Here is a 16006-nt window from a genome sequence, read left to right on the forward strand (position 1 = left end):
TTAATAAAAGTGATATAATAGATATGAGGAGATATCTATGCCAACTGTAATCATATGGAAACTCCAAGCTTTATGGCTTAGTCCGAAACTATCTTTTTCCATATGATATTTTTAAAGCAGCCTTCAACGGCTGCTTTTTTGTTTAAAGAAAAATTATAAATTCACAGAAAGAAGTAAAAGATAACGTTTTATTTTGTCCAGCGATAAATTATTCTGAAAACAGGAATTTTTCAAAAATACCAAAATATATAGAAGATGTTTTTAATTTATTAAAATAAAGAGGAATAATGTTAGTTATATCGAGTTATATCGAGGAGTGAAATTATGATAAAATATTATAGCAATAATTACGGTGAAAGTTATTTGTTTATTGATATTAATAATAATATATTATTATTAAAAAATGACTGGGCAGACATTGGAAAACTTTTATTAGATGGATATACAATAAATGAATTACTTTCGCTATTTAATGATTTTATTGATGACAAAGAAAAATTTAATATAAGCTGCAAAACTTTAATAGAAAAATTTAAGTCTATAGAGGTGGGTAATTTTGATTGAACTTTCTGAAATTAATTTGAAAATTAAAAATAAAATTATTTTAGAAGACATAAATTTATCCTTTCCTGATAAAAAAACAATTGGCGTAGTAGGGAAAAATGGTTCTGGCAAAAGTACACTTTTAAAAATAATGGCTGGAATTATAAAACCCACGAATGGTAAGATTAGTGTCCTGAACTATGTTCCGTATAAAAGAAGCAAAGATTTTTTGAAAAAAATTTCTTTTGTTAATCCTCAAAAAGGGTTTCTTGATTATTCGTTACCTGCTATTGACTTTTATAAATTTTTATCCAAAGTTTACAAAATAAATAAGGAAGAATTTGAAAATAAAATTAATTATCTTGGAAAGATATTAGATATAGAAAAAAAGATTTATCAACCTGTTAGGTTATTATCTTTTGGTGAAAGAGTAAAGTGTGAAATTTTAGCTAAATTATTACATTCTCCAAAACTAATTTTTTTGGATGAACCATTTATAGGATTAGATATTGATACGAAAAAAAAATTAATTGAGTTTTTAAAAATTCAAAAAAAAGAAGATCGCACTATTTTTATTGTCACACATGAAATTAACATTCTATCTGAAATTGTTGATGAACTAATAATATTGGATAAAGGAAGAGTGTTAAGAAAAATTGATGAAAAAGAAATCGAAAAATTCAAGAAATTAAAAAAAATTATTTATGTATTTTCTGACGGTTCGACAAAAAGTGAAATCATACATGAATCAAAAATTCAGCATATTTCTCTAAAAAATATTAACTCAATTCAAATAAATGATATTACAATTGAAGATATATTGAAGGAGTTAATATAATGGAATATTTAGAATACAGCAAATTTTTATTAAAAAGATTAAAAATTTATAAAATAAATTGGTACTTGTATATTTTTCAAAATACTATTAATTTTTTCTTTTTATACCTTTTTTTACAATTAGGTATAGGAGAAAAAAATGAAATAATACATTATTATTTTGCACTTTCTTTTTTTCTATCTCATATCATTCCTGTAATAAAACCGGGTTTTTTTAATTTAGTAAGAAACGGAGAATTAGATAATTTGATACTATTACCTATAAATAAAATTTTGTATTTTTCTGTTGTAGAAATTGTATATCCTTTGTATAATATTTTTTTAACTTTACCAATCATTTTTGTTTTTTCATTTATCTTCAATATTCGTTTTACTAATTTAATTATTTTGATAATTATTTTTCCTTTTGCATTGTTGTTATCTTCTCTAATTTCAATATTATTTAGTTTAAGCGCTTTTTGGTTAAAAAAAGGAGATTCACTTTCGTTTTGGTCATATAGTTTATTTAAAATTATTTCTGGTGGATTAATTCCGCTTAAATATTTCCCTCAAAAAATCCGAGCAATTTTTGAATTTTTGCCGTTTAATTATATAATAAATTTTCCTGGAGAATCGTTTGCTAAGGGCACACTTGATATTCAGGAGTTTTTAAAATTAGTGTTCTGGATTTTTATAATATTTTTAATTTCTCAATTGTTTTATAAATTTGCAATATCTAAATACGAAACTGCAGGTGGTTAATATGTTCATACAGAGTTTTTTAAATGGTATAAAAGTTAGAATATTGTTTTTAAAAGATACAATTTTAATGATTTTTTGGGGAATTTTTGAATTATTAATGACAATTATATTTTTTTCAGTAATAAAAATCAATTTCAAAATGGAAATTTCTGATGAAAAAATGTTTTTGCTAATCGGAACGGCGTTTATTGTAGAAACTATCTATTATGCATTTTTTGGTTCTTCTCTTCTTAATTTATCAAACCTTGTTGTGGAAGGAAAATTAGATAATTATATTTTACTACCTCGGAATATCAGCTGGATATTATCAATAATAAATATAGATTCCTTATATTTAATTACATTATTGCCGAATTTGTATCTAATATTAGTTTCTTATAACTGGAATATTGAAGACTTTTTTAGATATATTATTAATGTTTTTATTATGGTGCTAATAAGGTATTCTTTTCAATTAATAATTTCTTCTTTTAATTTTATCTTTATTAATGTAAAGTTGCTTGAAGATACTATTAATAACCTTTTTTCTTATTCATATTTGCCTCGAAATATTTATACATCTTTTTGGAAATATATTTTTATCATAATTCCTGTAAGCCTTTTTGCAAATATTCCTGTAGAAAGTCTTTTAGAAAAGAAATATATAATAGAATATCTTATATTTGGTATTTTGTTACTTTTTATATCAAATATATTTTTAAAAAAAACATTAGAAAAATATATAAGTGCTGGTGGATAAAAAAACAGGTCTCAAAGAGAGACCTGTTTTTGTTATTTCATTATAAAATTGAACTCAATTATATTTTTTCCATCAGGTGTTTTTGAAGCAATAGCGCTTCCTAATCCTCCAAATTCACCATCAAGGCCTTCAACACCAAAAAAATCTTTTAAAAATGAAATTAAAGGTTTTAAATCAAGAAAAAATGCTCCAATATTAGCCTCTGGTATTTTGGACTTTAATTCTTTATACAATATATTACTGGATAATTTTTGAGAAGAATTTTCATATTTTTTTAATTCAATTTTGTTTAAATTTGATATGTATAAAAAGTCATCCTTTTTCCATATATACATAATCATGCTTTTTTCATTTACAGTTTTACTTATCTTTATATAATCTTTATCTAATTTTTCTTTTGTAATATCTTCAGGTATTATTTTTTCAATTTCATCAAAAGAACTATTGGTTTTAACCTTAATTTTCATAGCAAAATTTGATTCAATATCTCCTGTTTCATCATTCATTGATAAATTTATAGTTCCTGTTTGCTCAGCCCAATCTGATTTCGATAAAATCGAGTTGATTAAGTCTTCTGGAAGATTTATGCCAAATTTATTTAAATTCAAAGATGATCCATCAGGTATGTATGTTGTTTTTGAATAATATAAACCAAAAAATTCTGAGCTGTCAATGTTAACATTTTTTGGTGTGATTTGTGAATCAGTTAATAGGTTAAATTTACTATATAGGTAATTATCTTTTATATATGAAAAACCATATCCATTAAGTGTAGAAGTATTAATTTCTTCATAAATACCTGTTTCATTATATCTTTTTTTTGGTATAAAGTTTAATTTTGAGTTTTCGTAAGCATTTTTATTTGTGGTTATTATTAAATAATCCTGTAATTCACTTTGTTTTACAATATAATAAAAATTTATACCAGTATCTTCGGGCATTAAAGCATCTATGACTTTGCTGAAAACTTCTATATATTTTTTTCCATCGTCTAAAGGTCCCAATACAATTCCAAATTCATAATTATTGTTCTGTGGTTCAATAACAAATATTCCAACGTTTTTTTCAAATCCCGAATAGACTTCATCACTATTTAAATCAAGGGATTGGATATATGCATCTATCATTCCCGTTATCAGCGTTTCAGCATAAGTTGGATCATCCAGTATCTTTCCAAATATAGGAACGGTTTTTAAATCGTCGTATACGGTTTTTGCATTATTTAATACGATAACTGCTTTTGAATCTTGAGGAATAACTTCGTAAATGTTGGAAAAAACGGTTAATGATAATATCATAATTAAAAATAATAAAATTTTCTTCATAATCCACCTCCATAGATTTCTTATTCATGTTTAATTATACCATATAAAATAAAAGCTCCAAAATAGGAGCTTAAGGTTTTTGATAAGCTTTTAAAATTTCATTTATTAGAGGTTTCATATTATTTTTTGCTATAGAAATAGAATATTGGTCTATCAGCATTTCTTTGAACCATTTTTCAGTATTCGATTTTGGAAGCAAATCACTTTTAAATATTTCAGAATTATACATATCTTTAAATACTTTTGAGAAAACAGATCCAACCAGTTCTGCAGCAACATCTTCTTTTTTTATGTTGTTATAATTAGTTGGTCTTGAAAAGGTTACAGATGAAACCATTACATCACCACCAATTCAGCATATAGATAGCCAGCAGCCGAAAGATTTTGTATAATTGCGATAATATCTTGTGGAGTCGCTCCAGCAGCTTTTAAAGCGTTGACAAGATTATATATAGTGGCATCATTATCCCCTACTTTGCCATTATCAACAGAAATAACGAAATTTCCATAATTTATGGTAAAATCAGCAACTTTAACCTTTCCACCGAAAACTATAGTTCCGGTTTTTTCATTTATTACAATCTTGGCTTTTGAATCAGGATCAATTTCAACCTCTTCAATTAAAGCGAGGAATGAAATTAAATCATCAGAAAAAACATCCGGGATTTTAACTTTAACAGAAGAAGGATCAACAGCTTTTGCTAATTTTTGTCCAAATTGTGCATTGATAGATAATGCAGTTCTTGCCGCTGTAGTAATATCAGGATTTCTAAGCAGAACGGTAACGGTATTGTCTGAAACTATAGAAGCTGGTATTTCATTTTCTACAATAGCGCCATGAGGAATAAAACCAACTACTTTATTTCTTTTTTGTAAATTTGCTGTTGTACTAACTTCTACTCCGCCGGTTAAAACACTTCCCTGAGCTACAGCATATACCTGTCCGTCAGCACCATACAATGGAGTTTGAATCAAATAACCACCTTCCAGACTTTTTGAATCGCCAGCAGCTGTTACTACAATATCTAATTTCATACCTTCTTTATAGAAAGCAGGTATATCAGCGAAAACGAATACAACAGCAGAATTCTTTGTAGTAAAAGCATTTTGCAGATTTATATTTAAATTTTTCATCATGTTTGTAAGCAATTCTGAAGTAACTTTTCCTGAATCGCCAGTGCCGTTTAATCCGGTAACAACACCTATTCCAAATAACTGATTATCTCTGGCTCCTCTGAAATATGCGATATCTTTAAGTCTTATTGCAGAAAATGCAGATAGGGAAAATATAATTAGTAATAATATTAGTACCGTTTTTTTCATATTTCCACTCCTTTATTATATTTAGATATATAAATATTAGAAAAACAGATTTGATATTCCTGAAAGTAACCAGGCAAGCCATGTTTTGTTATTTGGATCTTTTTGCAAATCAGTATCTCCCTGATACCATATTTTTGCTTCGGATAAATTTTTCGAATCAATTATTCCATCTTTTATGGAAGATGTATTGGCATAACCTTCTATTATCATTATTTTTTTCTGTGAATCAACCTTAAATTCCTTTTTTCCTCGTATTTTTATAATATTATTATCAAGAACCTCAATAACCTTTGCTGATATGTATAAATTTACAGTGGCTTTGCTTTGAGACGAGGATTTTTTATTTGAAACTTTAATATTTTCTGGTTTATTTGCACCTAAAGGAAAAAATTTCATCAGATCTATATTTCCAATTGTATTAAAAATGGCACCAACTGTCCCCATTACACCTGAAAATGGATCTGGATTATTATCAGATAGACTCAAAGATGGACTTTCAGAAACAGCCACGGTTATAATATCACCAGTTTCATAACTTTTTTCTGGTTTTGAAATTAAATTGCTGATTTTAGACTTTTTCCACAATGAATCACTAAAATTAATTGTAAAAATCAGCATTATAACTATCAAAAACGAAATCCTTTTCATTTTTTAGAGCCTCCTATATTGATTATTATTTTTGGTCCATAATATAATTTTCCATTTATTAATACATTTGTTTTTTCATTTCTTGCCAGTACAATTTCGCCGATTATAGCGTCGTTTAAAACTTTTACCCATGATAGAATTTTCACCCCGTCAAAATATACTTCTATTGGTATAACCTGTCCTGCTTTAACATCTGGAATTTTTTTTACCGCATTTTCATAGATTATTTCACCTTTTCTTAAATTCCTATTTGCCATAAATTTTGTTAAGTTGTTTTCATTAGTTTTTAATGGTGACATGGATAATGAATATATATCCATGATTTTTTTTTTCAATAAATTTAAGTTTAGTGGAGTTTTATATGGAATATTTTCTTTAGCTACATATACATAATCATAATTTGAAACATTAGCTTTAAATGATATGTATTTTTTTAGATTTAAATCATCCAGTATTAAAAAGTTACCATATATGTTATTTAATGAACGACGATATGTTGTATCCAGAACAGTAGATATTTTTGTATCTTTCATATATTTGCTAATTTCAAAATTATTTATTGTAGCTTTAGGAGTATTTGTTAAAAATAATTCTTCGAAATATGTTTTTAAATATAATTCAGTATTTGATGAGTTGAAATTTTTAACTTCGGGAGAATATTTTATTGTAATTATTGATGATTCAAATGTAATATTTGTAAAGTTTGTTGTGGACAATAATAAATTTTTAAGTTTTGATGCTTCATAAGTGATGGAGTTGCCTGAGAAAAAGGCCAATGTTCTATCAAATTTTAAATCCGGGAAAATGTCTTTTAAAGAAAAAACCCTATCATATGATGTAATTGTTGCCGGAATTGTGACATTTGAAAATATGTATATATTAACAGTTATAAATATTAAAAACAATATTTTTTTCATTTAATCACCACACATATCAGTCTATTTTATTTTTCAATATTAGAAGATAAAAATCCTTATATGGTATAATAATTTAGATAATCAATTAATGGAGGTTATTATATGCCGATAGATGGTTTGTTGTTAAATAAATTAATAAGAGAAGCACAAATTTTTGAAGGAGAAAAGATTAGAAATATATATCAGCCAGTTAATGATGAAGTATTACTACAACTTCAAAGTGGATTTTTGTTATTTGTATTAAAAAATCCATCATACTTAATTAAATTGGAATCAAAACCAAATATGCCAGATACTCCGCAAAATTTTTCTATGTTTTTAAGAAAGAAAATAAAAAATGCAAAAATTATAAAAATAGAGCAATTGGGACTTGATAGAATTGGTTATATTGAATTATCTGTTATTGATGAAACATTTGAATTGAGAAACTATAAGCTGTATTTTGAACTTATGGGTAGAAATTCAAATATACTGCTTATTGATGAGGAAAATAAGATTATGGATGCATTAAAGAAAGGAGTATCTCCAAAAAGAAGTATTATGCCAGGGGCAAAATATATTCCTTTTTATAAAAGAGAATATATTAATATATTGGAAAATGAAAATCTTTATGATTTAAATCAACCATTTATGGGATTTTCAAAAATAAGTAAAAATTTATTTTATGAGTATATTGAAAAATATGATTATATTTCATTTGTTTCAGAATTTCTTGATAATTTAAATGTTTACACTTTTGAATACAACGGTAAAAAAGAAATACTAGCATTTAAACCGGTAAATTTCAAATATGATGAATTCCAAAATCCATCAGAAGGATTATTGAATTTTTTTGAATTGCAAAGTATGAATTCTCGTTTTTTAGAATTAAAAAAGCGTCTTGAAAAAACAGTTATAAAAGAGATAGAAAAATATGAAAGATTATATAAAAAATTAAAAAACGAGGAGAAAGAGATAAGAGAAATTCCAGATTTAGAAAAAAAGGGGAGACTTCTTCAAGCATATCTTTATCAATTTAAAGAAAAGACGGATTTTGTAGTGGTTGAAGATTGGGAAACAGGTGAAAAAATAAAGATAAACTTAAATCCTTTAAAAACACCGAATGAAAATTTACAGGTGATTTTTAAAAAGGTCCATAAATTAAAGTCAAAGGAAATACATCTTAAAGAAAGGATAAAGATAACAAAAAAGATGATAGATTATTTATATCAATTATGGCAGAGCATTGACTTTGTAGAAGATATAGAGACTTTGATGGAAATAAAAGAAGAAATGATTCAGGAAAAAATTTTACAGGATAAAACTAAAAATAAAAGAAGGAAAAGATCGAATTCAAAACCATATGAATTTGAATTTAATGGATTTAAAATTTTTGTTGGAAAAAATAATATTCAAAATGATAAAATAACGAGAGAAGCGGATAGGGAAGATATATGGATGCATGCTCAGGGGATTCCCGGAGCTCATGTGATAATAAAAACAAATAAAAAGGAAGTGCCTATGGAAGTTTTATTATTTGGGGCAAAATTGGCTGCGAAATATTCTAAAGGCAGGTATTCATCAAAGGTATCTATTGATTATACTATGAAAAAATATGTCTGGAAACCTAAAGGTTCAAAACCAGGAATGGTATTATACAATAATTTTAAGACATTATATGTAGAACCAATATAAAACATAAGGGCTGAACAGCCCTTATGTTTCTGTTCTTATAAATAAATCTTATAATTCATACACCATATTATATTTATTTTCAATATAATTTATAAAATATTCCGGATTAAGTGTTTCATCAGTTACTATTTTAACTAATTCGACAGGTTCATATATTTTTCCTTTTGAATGTATATTTTCTCTTAACCATATTAATGCAGGATGTAAATTGCCATGTGATATTTTGGTATTGAGATCTGGAATATCTTTTTTCATTTTATAATAAAATTGTGCAGAATACAGATTTCCCAGCATATAAGATGGGAAATATCCAAATGATCCATGAGCCCAATGAACATCCTGTAATACGCCTTCACTATCGTTTTCTGGAATAATACCAAAATATTCTTTCATTTTTTTGTTCCAGATTTCAGGTAAATCTTTAACTTCTATATTATCATTAATCAAAGCCTCTTCAATTTCAAATCTCAGCATTATATGCAGATTATAAGTTACTTCATCTGCTTCTGTTCTAATAAAAGACCTTTCTACTAAGTTTACTGCTTTAAATATATCTTCAGGAGTATATTCCTTAAATTCCGGAAAGATTTCTATTAAATCATTATAAAAATATTTCCAAAATTCAAGGCTTCTTCCTATAATGTTTTCCCAGAATCTGGATTGGCTTTCATGAATAGCCATTGAAGCACCATCGCCAATTGGAAGACCATAAAATTCTTCAGGTATTCCCTGTTCGTATAATGCGTGCCCACCTTCATGTATAGTGCTATATAATGAATCATTTAAATCATTTTCATTGTATCGAGTTGTAATTCTTACATCGTTAAAACCTATAGTTGTTGTAAACGGATGCATTGAAATATCCATTCTTCCAGCGTCAAAATCATATTTCATAAGTTTTAAAGCTTTTAATGACAATTCTTTTTGTTTTTCTACAGGAAAATATCCTTTCATAATAGATATAGGTTTTTTTCCATTATCCAATTTTTTTAAATAGTCAACCAAAAATTTTTTTAATGGATTAATAATTTTTTTTAATTCGGCTGTTGTTAATCCTGGTTCATATAAATCAAGTAAGGCATCATATCTATTTTCTTTATAGCTTAAATAATCAGTCATTTTTTTGGTTAATTCTACAACTTTTTCAAGATGAGGTTTGAATATGTTAAAATCATTTTTGTTTTTAGCTTCTTCCCATGAAGATTGCGCTTTAGCTGTTTCTATATTAAACTCTTTAAATAGTTCAGGCGGTATTTTTTTAAATTTTTCGTATTCTTTTTTTCCAACTTTTATAATAGCTTTTTCAATTTCATTCAAATTTTCTTTTTCAGCTTCTTTAATTAATTCTCCAATTTCATCAGAAACAGATAATTCAAAAGCTTTTGTTGAAATTTCACCTATTACGTCGGCTCTTTTATCTGCAGCTTTTTTGGGCATATGAGTTTCAAAATCCCACTGTAATAATGCTGCTGCGGTGTTATATTTTGATATAAGTAGATATCTGTCTTTTAATTTTTCAATTGACATAACAATTCCCCCTTATTTTAGAATTTTAAAAGTTAAGCTGATTGCCTTATAATAAGTTTTGGATCAATAAATTTTCTAACCTTAAAACTTTTTTCCATCAATTCTATTAATTTTTTAATTCCTATCTTTGCCAATTTATCTATAGGCTGTTCTATTGTTGTTAATCTCGGTTTAAAATATGTACCAATTTGAATATTATCAAACCCAATAACTGCAAGATCTTTTGGTACATTAATATGCAACTCATTGAGTGCTTCTATGACACCCAAAGCCATTAAATCAGTTTGTGCAAAAATTGCATCTACCTTTTTTAATAGTGGTTTATTTTTTTTGATAGTTTTTTTTGCAGCTTCAAAGGTTACATCAATATCCAGAATATATTCATTTTTTATATTAAAATCTTTTAAAGCTTTTTTATAACCATTAGTTCTTTCGATAAATTCGTGATTTATACTTAATCCGGATAAGGTTAAAATATTTTTATATCCCTTTTCTATTAAATACTTTGTTGCAATATAACCACCTTTTTGTTGATCTGTTCTAACAAAGTTAATATCTTTGTTAATGTAATTTTCTGAAAGATAATGTAAAAAGATATAAGGTATATTTTTTTCAAGTATAAATTCAACATCTTCTTTAGATATATCAGGATTCATAAGCAATAATCCATCAACACTCCTACTTTGAATCATTTTCTTTATATAATTTTTTTCAATTTCATATTCAATTCTAACATGATATCCTTTTAGTTGGGCCTCTTTGATTAACTTTCCTAAAAAATTAGCAAAAAATATTTCGCCTCTCATGTCATCAAAAAATTGAGGTATAATTACTCCTATTGTATTTGTCTTTTTTTTATTTAAGCTTCGAGCAGCTTCATTAAATTCAAAACCTAATTCTTCGGCTATTTTCTTAATCTTTTCTTTTGTTTTTTTTGATATATTAGGATAATCGTTTAAACTTCTTGAGACTGTTGATGGATTAACACCAGCAATTTTCGCAATATCTTTTATTGTTACCATATTTCTCACCTCTCTATGTTATAATAATACTACAACTTTTAATTTATGTCAATTTGAGTTATAATAGTATTAAAAAGGGTGTGTCCAAAAAGTAAAGTTGCTCAAACCTTAATTGCTAATCTTCAAAAATAGCATATTTTCGCCGGTCGTATCAGACTCACATCCATGTTCGGCTTCACTCAATTTTGCATCCGTGCAAAATTGACCGGCTTCATATGCTGTTTTTTCAGGCAATTTTCGAGTTTTCGCTTACTTTACTAATTGAACACCCTATTATTAAAGAAAAACATGGAGGTGTTAAAGTTGAAAAGGCTTTTTGGTACCGATGGTATTAGAGGACTTGTGAATGAAGAATTAACTGTTGATTTGGTATATAAAATAGGTAATGCTTTAGGAAGAATGTATGCAGGAAAATATGAAAAGCTGTTAATAGCAAGAGATACAAGGAATTCTGGCGAAATGATTGAAGCAGCATTATCTGCTGGGGCATTATCTGCAGGACTTGATGTTGAATTTTGTGGAATAATAACAACACCAGCGTTAGCCTATTTAACTAAAAGCGAAAAAACTCTTGGAGTTATGATATCGGCTTCACATAATCCAGCTAATTATAATGGAATAAAAGTTTTAGCAGAAGGATTTAAAATTTCAGATGATGATGAAATAGATATAGAAAATTTAATTTTAGAAAAACAACCTGAATATGTTCCATATGGGGAAATTGGCAAAATGAATTCTTCTCATTTAAAGGATAAATATATAGGATATATACTATCCTCTTACGATATGGATAATGTTCCGTATAAAATAGCAATAGATGTAGGAAATGGCGCTACAGGAGCATTAATTGATAAAATTTTCGGGGCTTTTGATTTAAATTATGATGTGTATTTTAATAGCCCTGATGGGTTAAACATAAATGAAAAATGCGGGTCTACACATCCAGAAGTTTTATCGAATATAATTAAAAATGATGGTTATGATTTAGGGATACTTTTTGATGGAGATGGAGATAGATGCTTGTTTATAGATAAAAACGGAAATTTGATTGATGGGGATAAATTAATGGCTATTAATGCATTGAAATTAAAAGAACAAAATAGATTAAATAATAATCTTGTTATTGTAACTATTATGAGTAATCTCGGGCTGGAAAAATTTTTGGAAAAGCATAATATTAATCTTGTTAGAACTGCAGTGGGAGATAAATATGTATTAGAGAAAATGCTGGAATCAGATGCGAAATTGGGTGGAGAACAATCAGGGCATATTATATTTCTTGATAAAGCAACAACTGGAGATGGTATTATAACAGCCTTGGAAACGTTGGAAACATTAACCTTTTTTGGTAAAAATATAAATGAATTGATAAATGAAATTCCGCAGTATCCTCAGTTATTAAAAAATATTTCTGTGAAAGATAAAAAGTCTGTTATGGAAAGTAAAAAATTAAAGGAGAAAATTAAAGAATATACATCTCTTCCTGATTTTAGATTAGTCGTAAGGCCATCAGGGACAGAACATAAAGTTAGAATAATGGCAGAAGGGAAAGATGAAGGTCTGGTATATTCGGTTGTAAATGAATTGTATGAAATTATAGAAGAAATAGATAAATATTAAAAACAAGCAGGCAATATCCTGCTTGTTTTTTTATAAAGCATTAAATAATACAGGTAAATATGAGCTTTATTTATTTAATACTTTTAGTATGGACTCAATAACTTTCTCCTTATCAAAAGGTTTTACTATATAATATGAAGCACCTTTTTCAATAGCTTCAAGAACTCGCATTTTATGTCCTAAAGCTGTAACCATTATAATTTTAGCATTGGGATCATATTTTATTATTTCAGATAAAGCTTTGATTCCATCCATTACAGGCATTGAAATATCCATAGTTACAATATCTGGTTTATGTTTTTTATATACAAAAATAGCTTCTTTCCCATCAGAAGCTTCAATAATATTAAAATTCAATGGTTTTAATATTAATTTAAGCTGATTTCTAATAAATGGAGCATCGTCAACTATCAAAATTTTAACCATTATATCACTTCCGGAATTATAATATGGAATGAAGTACCTTTATTGCATTCGGTTTTAACATAAATTTTCCCTCCGAGTTTTTCTACCTCTTTTTTTACAATCGATAAACCCATACCTCTGCCAGAAATCTCTGTTGTTTTTTCTGAAGTAGTTAAAAATTCCATAAAAATAAGATTCAATAGATCTTCTTTATTGTTATATTTAATATTTTTGGATTTTGCAATAACTTTTAATTTATCTAAATCTATACCTGCTCCGTCATCTTTTATAATTATATTTATATTATTATTTTCTTTATATAAATGTATTTCAATATTGCCAAAATCATCTTTTCCTTCTTCAATACGCATTTCAGGAGTTTCGATTCCATGAGATATGATATTTCTAAAAATATTAATCAAGGATTTTATCAAAGAAAAATATTTTTCTGGATCAACCAGTATTATATCCCTTTCAATTAATTTTGGTTCATTAATAGTTTTTCCTTCTTTTTTAGCCAGTTCTTTTGTGTATAGGAGATACGGTTTGATCAATTGAGATAAATTTTTATATCTCAATTCTTCGATTTCTTTTATAATGTGATGATTTTTATCAAAATGTTGTTTTAACTCTTTTTCAATTTCAAGTATTTTTATTTTAGGTATTTTTAAAATATCTTCATCAATTTTATGTCCTAATTCTTTTTGAATATTTGAAATTTCTGTATTTAATAGTTTTTCCAGCTTTTTAATAGCATCTTTTTTCAAAGTATTATTTAAAATTTTACTTTCAATTTCATGAAGTTGATGGGCGATATTTTTTAAGTAAAATTGAGAGAAAATACCTTTATAATTGTGAATTTCACCAAAAAAAGTTTTATAGTGTTTTATATCCATGTTTAATAGTGATTTGATTAATTTTTTAATTCCAGTTATATTTAATACGAAAGTATCATAATTTTTAATTATTTCTACTATTTTAGCCAGATTTTCTTTTTCCTCATTGATTTTTAATTGTAAATTCTTTTCAGTTGTGATATCTTTGAGCTTTACCATGATTATTTCTTCATGATCTATGAATTTGAAGAAAACTTCATAATATCCATTATTTATTTTTAATTCTGAAGGTAAAAAAGATAGATAAACCTCTTTCTTAAATTTATCTTTTTCATTAAAAACATCGTCAAATACTCTTTTTACAAAATCTTTATCTTTTGTGTCAAATAATAAATCTATAGCATTTATACCTTCAATATTTCTTGCAAAAATTCTGATACACTCTTTGCTATATTCATTTTTTACAATGAAGTTTTTGTCAAAACTGAAAAAACCTTCTCCTGAATTATCAAGTAAAATTTTTATATCTTTTGTTCTTTTTGATATGATCTCTTCGAGATCTTTGTTCCAACTTTCTAATATTTTATTTTTTACAGACAATTCTAAATTTAACTCTTTTATGTTTTTTAAAATGAGTAAAATCATTGAATTTATCAAGAAAAATATTGACCATTGAATAAGAGGCCTTTGCCACTTAATTATTCTTAGATCACCCATTATTTCGTATATAGCAAAAAAAGAAACCAATATTATAGCTCCAGAAAAAATGTAAGCTTTAAAATCTTTAAGTTTATAACCGATATATATATTGTATATCATTATAATAATATCCAATAACATTGCAAAATATAATATAGTTGAAAAATCAACATAATAATTATACTCAAAGCCGTTTGCAATTTGTATTATGCTGATAGTAGAAAAATAAATTATATGAAAATATAATAAAATTTTTATAATTTTTTTTGTAGAATAGTCAAATATATTATAAAAAAAACCCATTAAACCTATTGGAGAAAGATATTTTCCAACATCCATCATGTATGCCCAGAATATGTAATTTGAAAAAAAGTATTTGAATGTCTGAGTTTGACCAGAAATAAATATTCCTATACCCGCAGAAAAAATTCCTAGATAAATTAGGGCTTTTCTTATTTCTGAAGATCTTTGAAAAATAAGAAAATATAGATATAAAATAAATGAAATTATCAAAATAAAAAAACTAAAAACAACCAATAGAATTTTATCTAATTCCACAAAAATCTGATGTCTTAATAATTCTATTTCATTTCCAAGTAAAAATTCTCCAAAAAACCCAACATCTCTTCTTTTTGAAGACACTTTTATGATTAAATATTTATTCTGAAAATCTTCTGGTATTTTAAAAATACTTTTTGGGCTAAAAAAACTTTTTGCAAATGTGTTATATATAAGTGTATCTCCCACTTTCATACTGGAATTATCAAATATACCTGTTAAATATACTGCAGGTGTATCCAGTTTTATATCTGGTAGTTTATATCTTAAATAGAGCATTTTATTTTTATTTTCTATTGGAACACCTGGAGTTTTATATTCATGCCACGCGCTTTCATCTTCCCATTTATATTCCCAACCATTATACAGCTTAATATAAGAAAAAGTAATAGTAATTGCAAAAATAAAAAAAATAGAAAACAATAATTTTTTCATTGTATCACCTCGAAAAAATTATATCATATTTTTAGGAATATTATAAGAGCTATTAAATGGTATTTTTTATAAGCATAATATAACTTTTTAAACGATATTATGGTATAATTAAATTGAATACAACAATTAAATTATTATTAACCATTGAACCAGGAAG

At 26.1% G+C, this 16006-nt stretch carries 15 protein-coding genes; 6 read left to right on the forward strand and 9 right to left on the reverse strand.

All coding sequences use genetic code 11. The annotated features are described in order from the left end of the window. Window positions 1-324 precede the first annotated feature (324 nt). From X274_RS10870 to X274_RS10885, 4 genes are read left to right on the forward strand one after another with little or no spacing between them, the layout of a single operon-like run. Window positions 325-564: a hypothetical protein gene (locus tag X274_RS10870; protein WP_047266861.1), complete on the forward strand. Its 240-nt coding sequence runs from the start codon at window positions 325-327 to the stop codon at window positions 562-564. Beyond that, complete coding sequence (locus X274_RS10875; protein ID WP_047266862.1) at window positions 557-1381, forward strand: ATP-binding cassette domain-containing protein; 825 nt, start codon at window positions 557-559, stop codon at window positions 1379-1381. The genes X274_RS10870 and X274_RS10875 overlap by 8 nt, the downstream gene beginning before the upstream one ends. Next, a complete protein-coding gene (locus tag X274_RS10880; RefSeq protein WP_047266863.1) occupies window positions 1381-2121 on the forward strand; it encodes an ABC-2 family transporter protein in 741 nt (246 codons plus the stop codon). The genes X274_RS10875 and X274_RS10880 overlap by 1 nt, the downstream gene beginning before the upstream one ends. A gap of 1 nt (window position 2122) precedes the next feature. Then, entirely contained in the window at window positions 2123-2860 is a 738-nt protein-coding gene (locus X274_RS10885; RefSeq protein WP_047266864.1) for an ABC-2 family transporter protein, read from the forward strand. Between the two features lie 32 nt (window positions 2861-2892). Here the strand turns inward: X274_RS10885 and X274_RS10890 are convergent, their stop codons facing one another. The 5 genes from X274_RS10890 to flgA form a co-directional block, all read right to left on the reverse strand. Beyond that, a complete protein-coding gene (locus X274_RS10890) occupies window positions 2893-4185 on the reverse strand; it encodes a hypothetical protein (protein WP_047266865.1) in 1293 nt (430 codons plus the stop codon). A 70-nt stretch (window positions 4186-4255) separates the two neighbouring features. Further along, window positions 4256-4522 (reverse strand): rod-binding protein, encoded by a 267-nt coding sequence (locus X274_RS10895; RefSeq protein WP_047266866.1) that lies wholly within the window; start codon window positions 4520-4522, stop codon window positions 4256-4258. Next, entirely contained in the window at window positions 4522-5508 is a 987-nt protein-coding gene (locus X274_RS10900; protein WP_047266867.1) for a flagellar basal body P-ring protein FlgI, read from the reverse strand. Before X274_RS10900 ends, X274_RS10895 begins: the two co-directional genes overlap by 1 nt. A 36-nt stretch (window positions 5509-5544) precedes the next feature. Further along, window positions 5545-6156 (reverse strand): flagellar basal body L-ring protein FlgH, encoded by a 612-nt coding sequence (locus X274_RS10905; protein WP_047266868.1) that lies wholly within the window; start codon window positions 6154-6156, stop codon window positions 5545-5547. Next, on the reverse strand, window positions 6153-7073 hold the full coding sequence (flgA, locus tag X274_RS10910) for a flagellar basal body P-ring formation chaperone FlgA (protein WP_047266869.1): 921 nt from the start codon (window positions 7071-7073) through the stop codon (window positions 6153-6155). Before flgA ends, X274_RS10905 begins: the two co-directional genes overlap by 4 nt. 102 nt (window positions 7074-7175) lie before the next feature. On the opposite strand from flgA, the gene X274_RS11730 reads away from it, so the two are divergent. Next, a complete protein-coding gene (locus X274_RS11730; protein ID WP_052913313.1) occupies window positions 7176-8747 on the forward strand; it encodes an Rqc2 family fibronectin-binding protein in 1572 nt (523 codons plus the stop codon). Window positions 8748-8795: 48 nt separating this feature from the next. Here X274_RS11730 and X274_RS10920 read toward each other — a convergent pair whose 3' ends face one another. Together X274_RS10920 and X274_RS10925 are read right to left on the reverse strand one after the other, a co-directional pair. After that, window positions 8796-10274: a carboxypeptidase M32 gene (locus X274_RS10920; protein ID WP_197073371.1), complete on the reverse strand. Its 1479-nt coding sequence runs from the start codon at window positions 10272-10274 to the stop codon at window positions 8796-8798. A 32-nt stretch (window positions 10275-10306) separates the two neighbouring features. After that, window positions 10307-11296 carry a LacI family DNA-binding transcriptional regulator gene (locus X274_RS10925; protein ID WP_047266870.1) on the reverse strand — a complete coding sequence of 330 codons (990 nt, stop codon included), beginning with the start codon at window positions 11294-11296 and terminating at the stop codon, window positions 10307-10309. 294 nt (window positions 11297-11590) lie between these two features. Between X274_RS10925 and glmM the strand changes: the two genes are divergently transcribed. Then, window positions 11591-12916, forward strand: a complete 1326-nt coding sequence (gene glmM, locus X274_RS10930; protein ID WP_231580414.1) for a phosphoglucosamine mutase — start codon at window positions 11591-11593, stop codon at window positions 12914-12916. Between the two features lie 66 nt (window positions 12917-12982). Here the strand turns inward: glmM and X274_RS10935 are convergent, their stop codons facing one another. Both X274_RS10935 and X274_RS10940 read right to left on the reverse strand, forming a co-directional pair. Then, the gene (locus tag X274_RS10935) at window positions 12983-13342 is read right to left on the reverse strand and encodes a response regulator (protein WP_047266872.1); all 360 of its coding nucleotides are present in this window, start codon (window positions 13340-13342) and stop codon (window positions 12983-12985) included. Next, the gene (locus tag X274_RS10940; protein ID WP_047266873.1) at window positions 13342-15849 is read right to left on the reverse strand and encodes an ATP-binding protein; all 2508 of its coding nucleotides are present in this window, start codon (window positions 15847-15849) and stop codon (window positions 13342-13344) included. Before X274_RS10940 ends, X274_RS10935 begins: the two co-directional genes overlap by 1 nt. Window positions 15850-16006: the final 157 nt, after the last annotated feature.

The organism is Marinitoga sp. 1155 (assembly GCF_001021175.1).
Classification (GTDB): domain Bacteria; phylum Thermotogota; class Thermotogae; order Petrotogales; family Petrotogaceae; genus Marinitoga.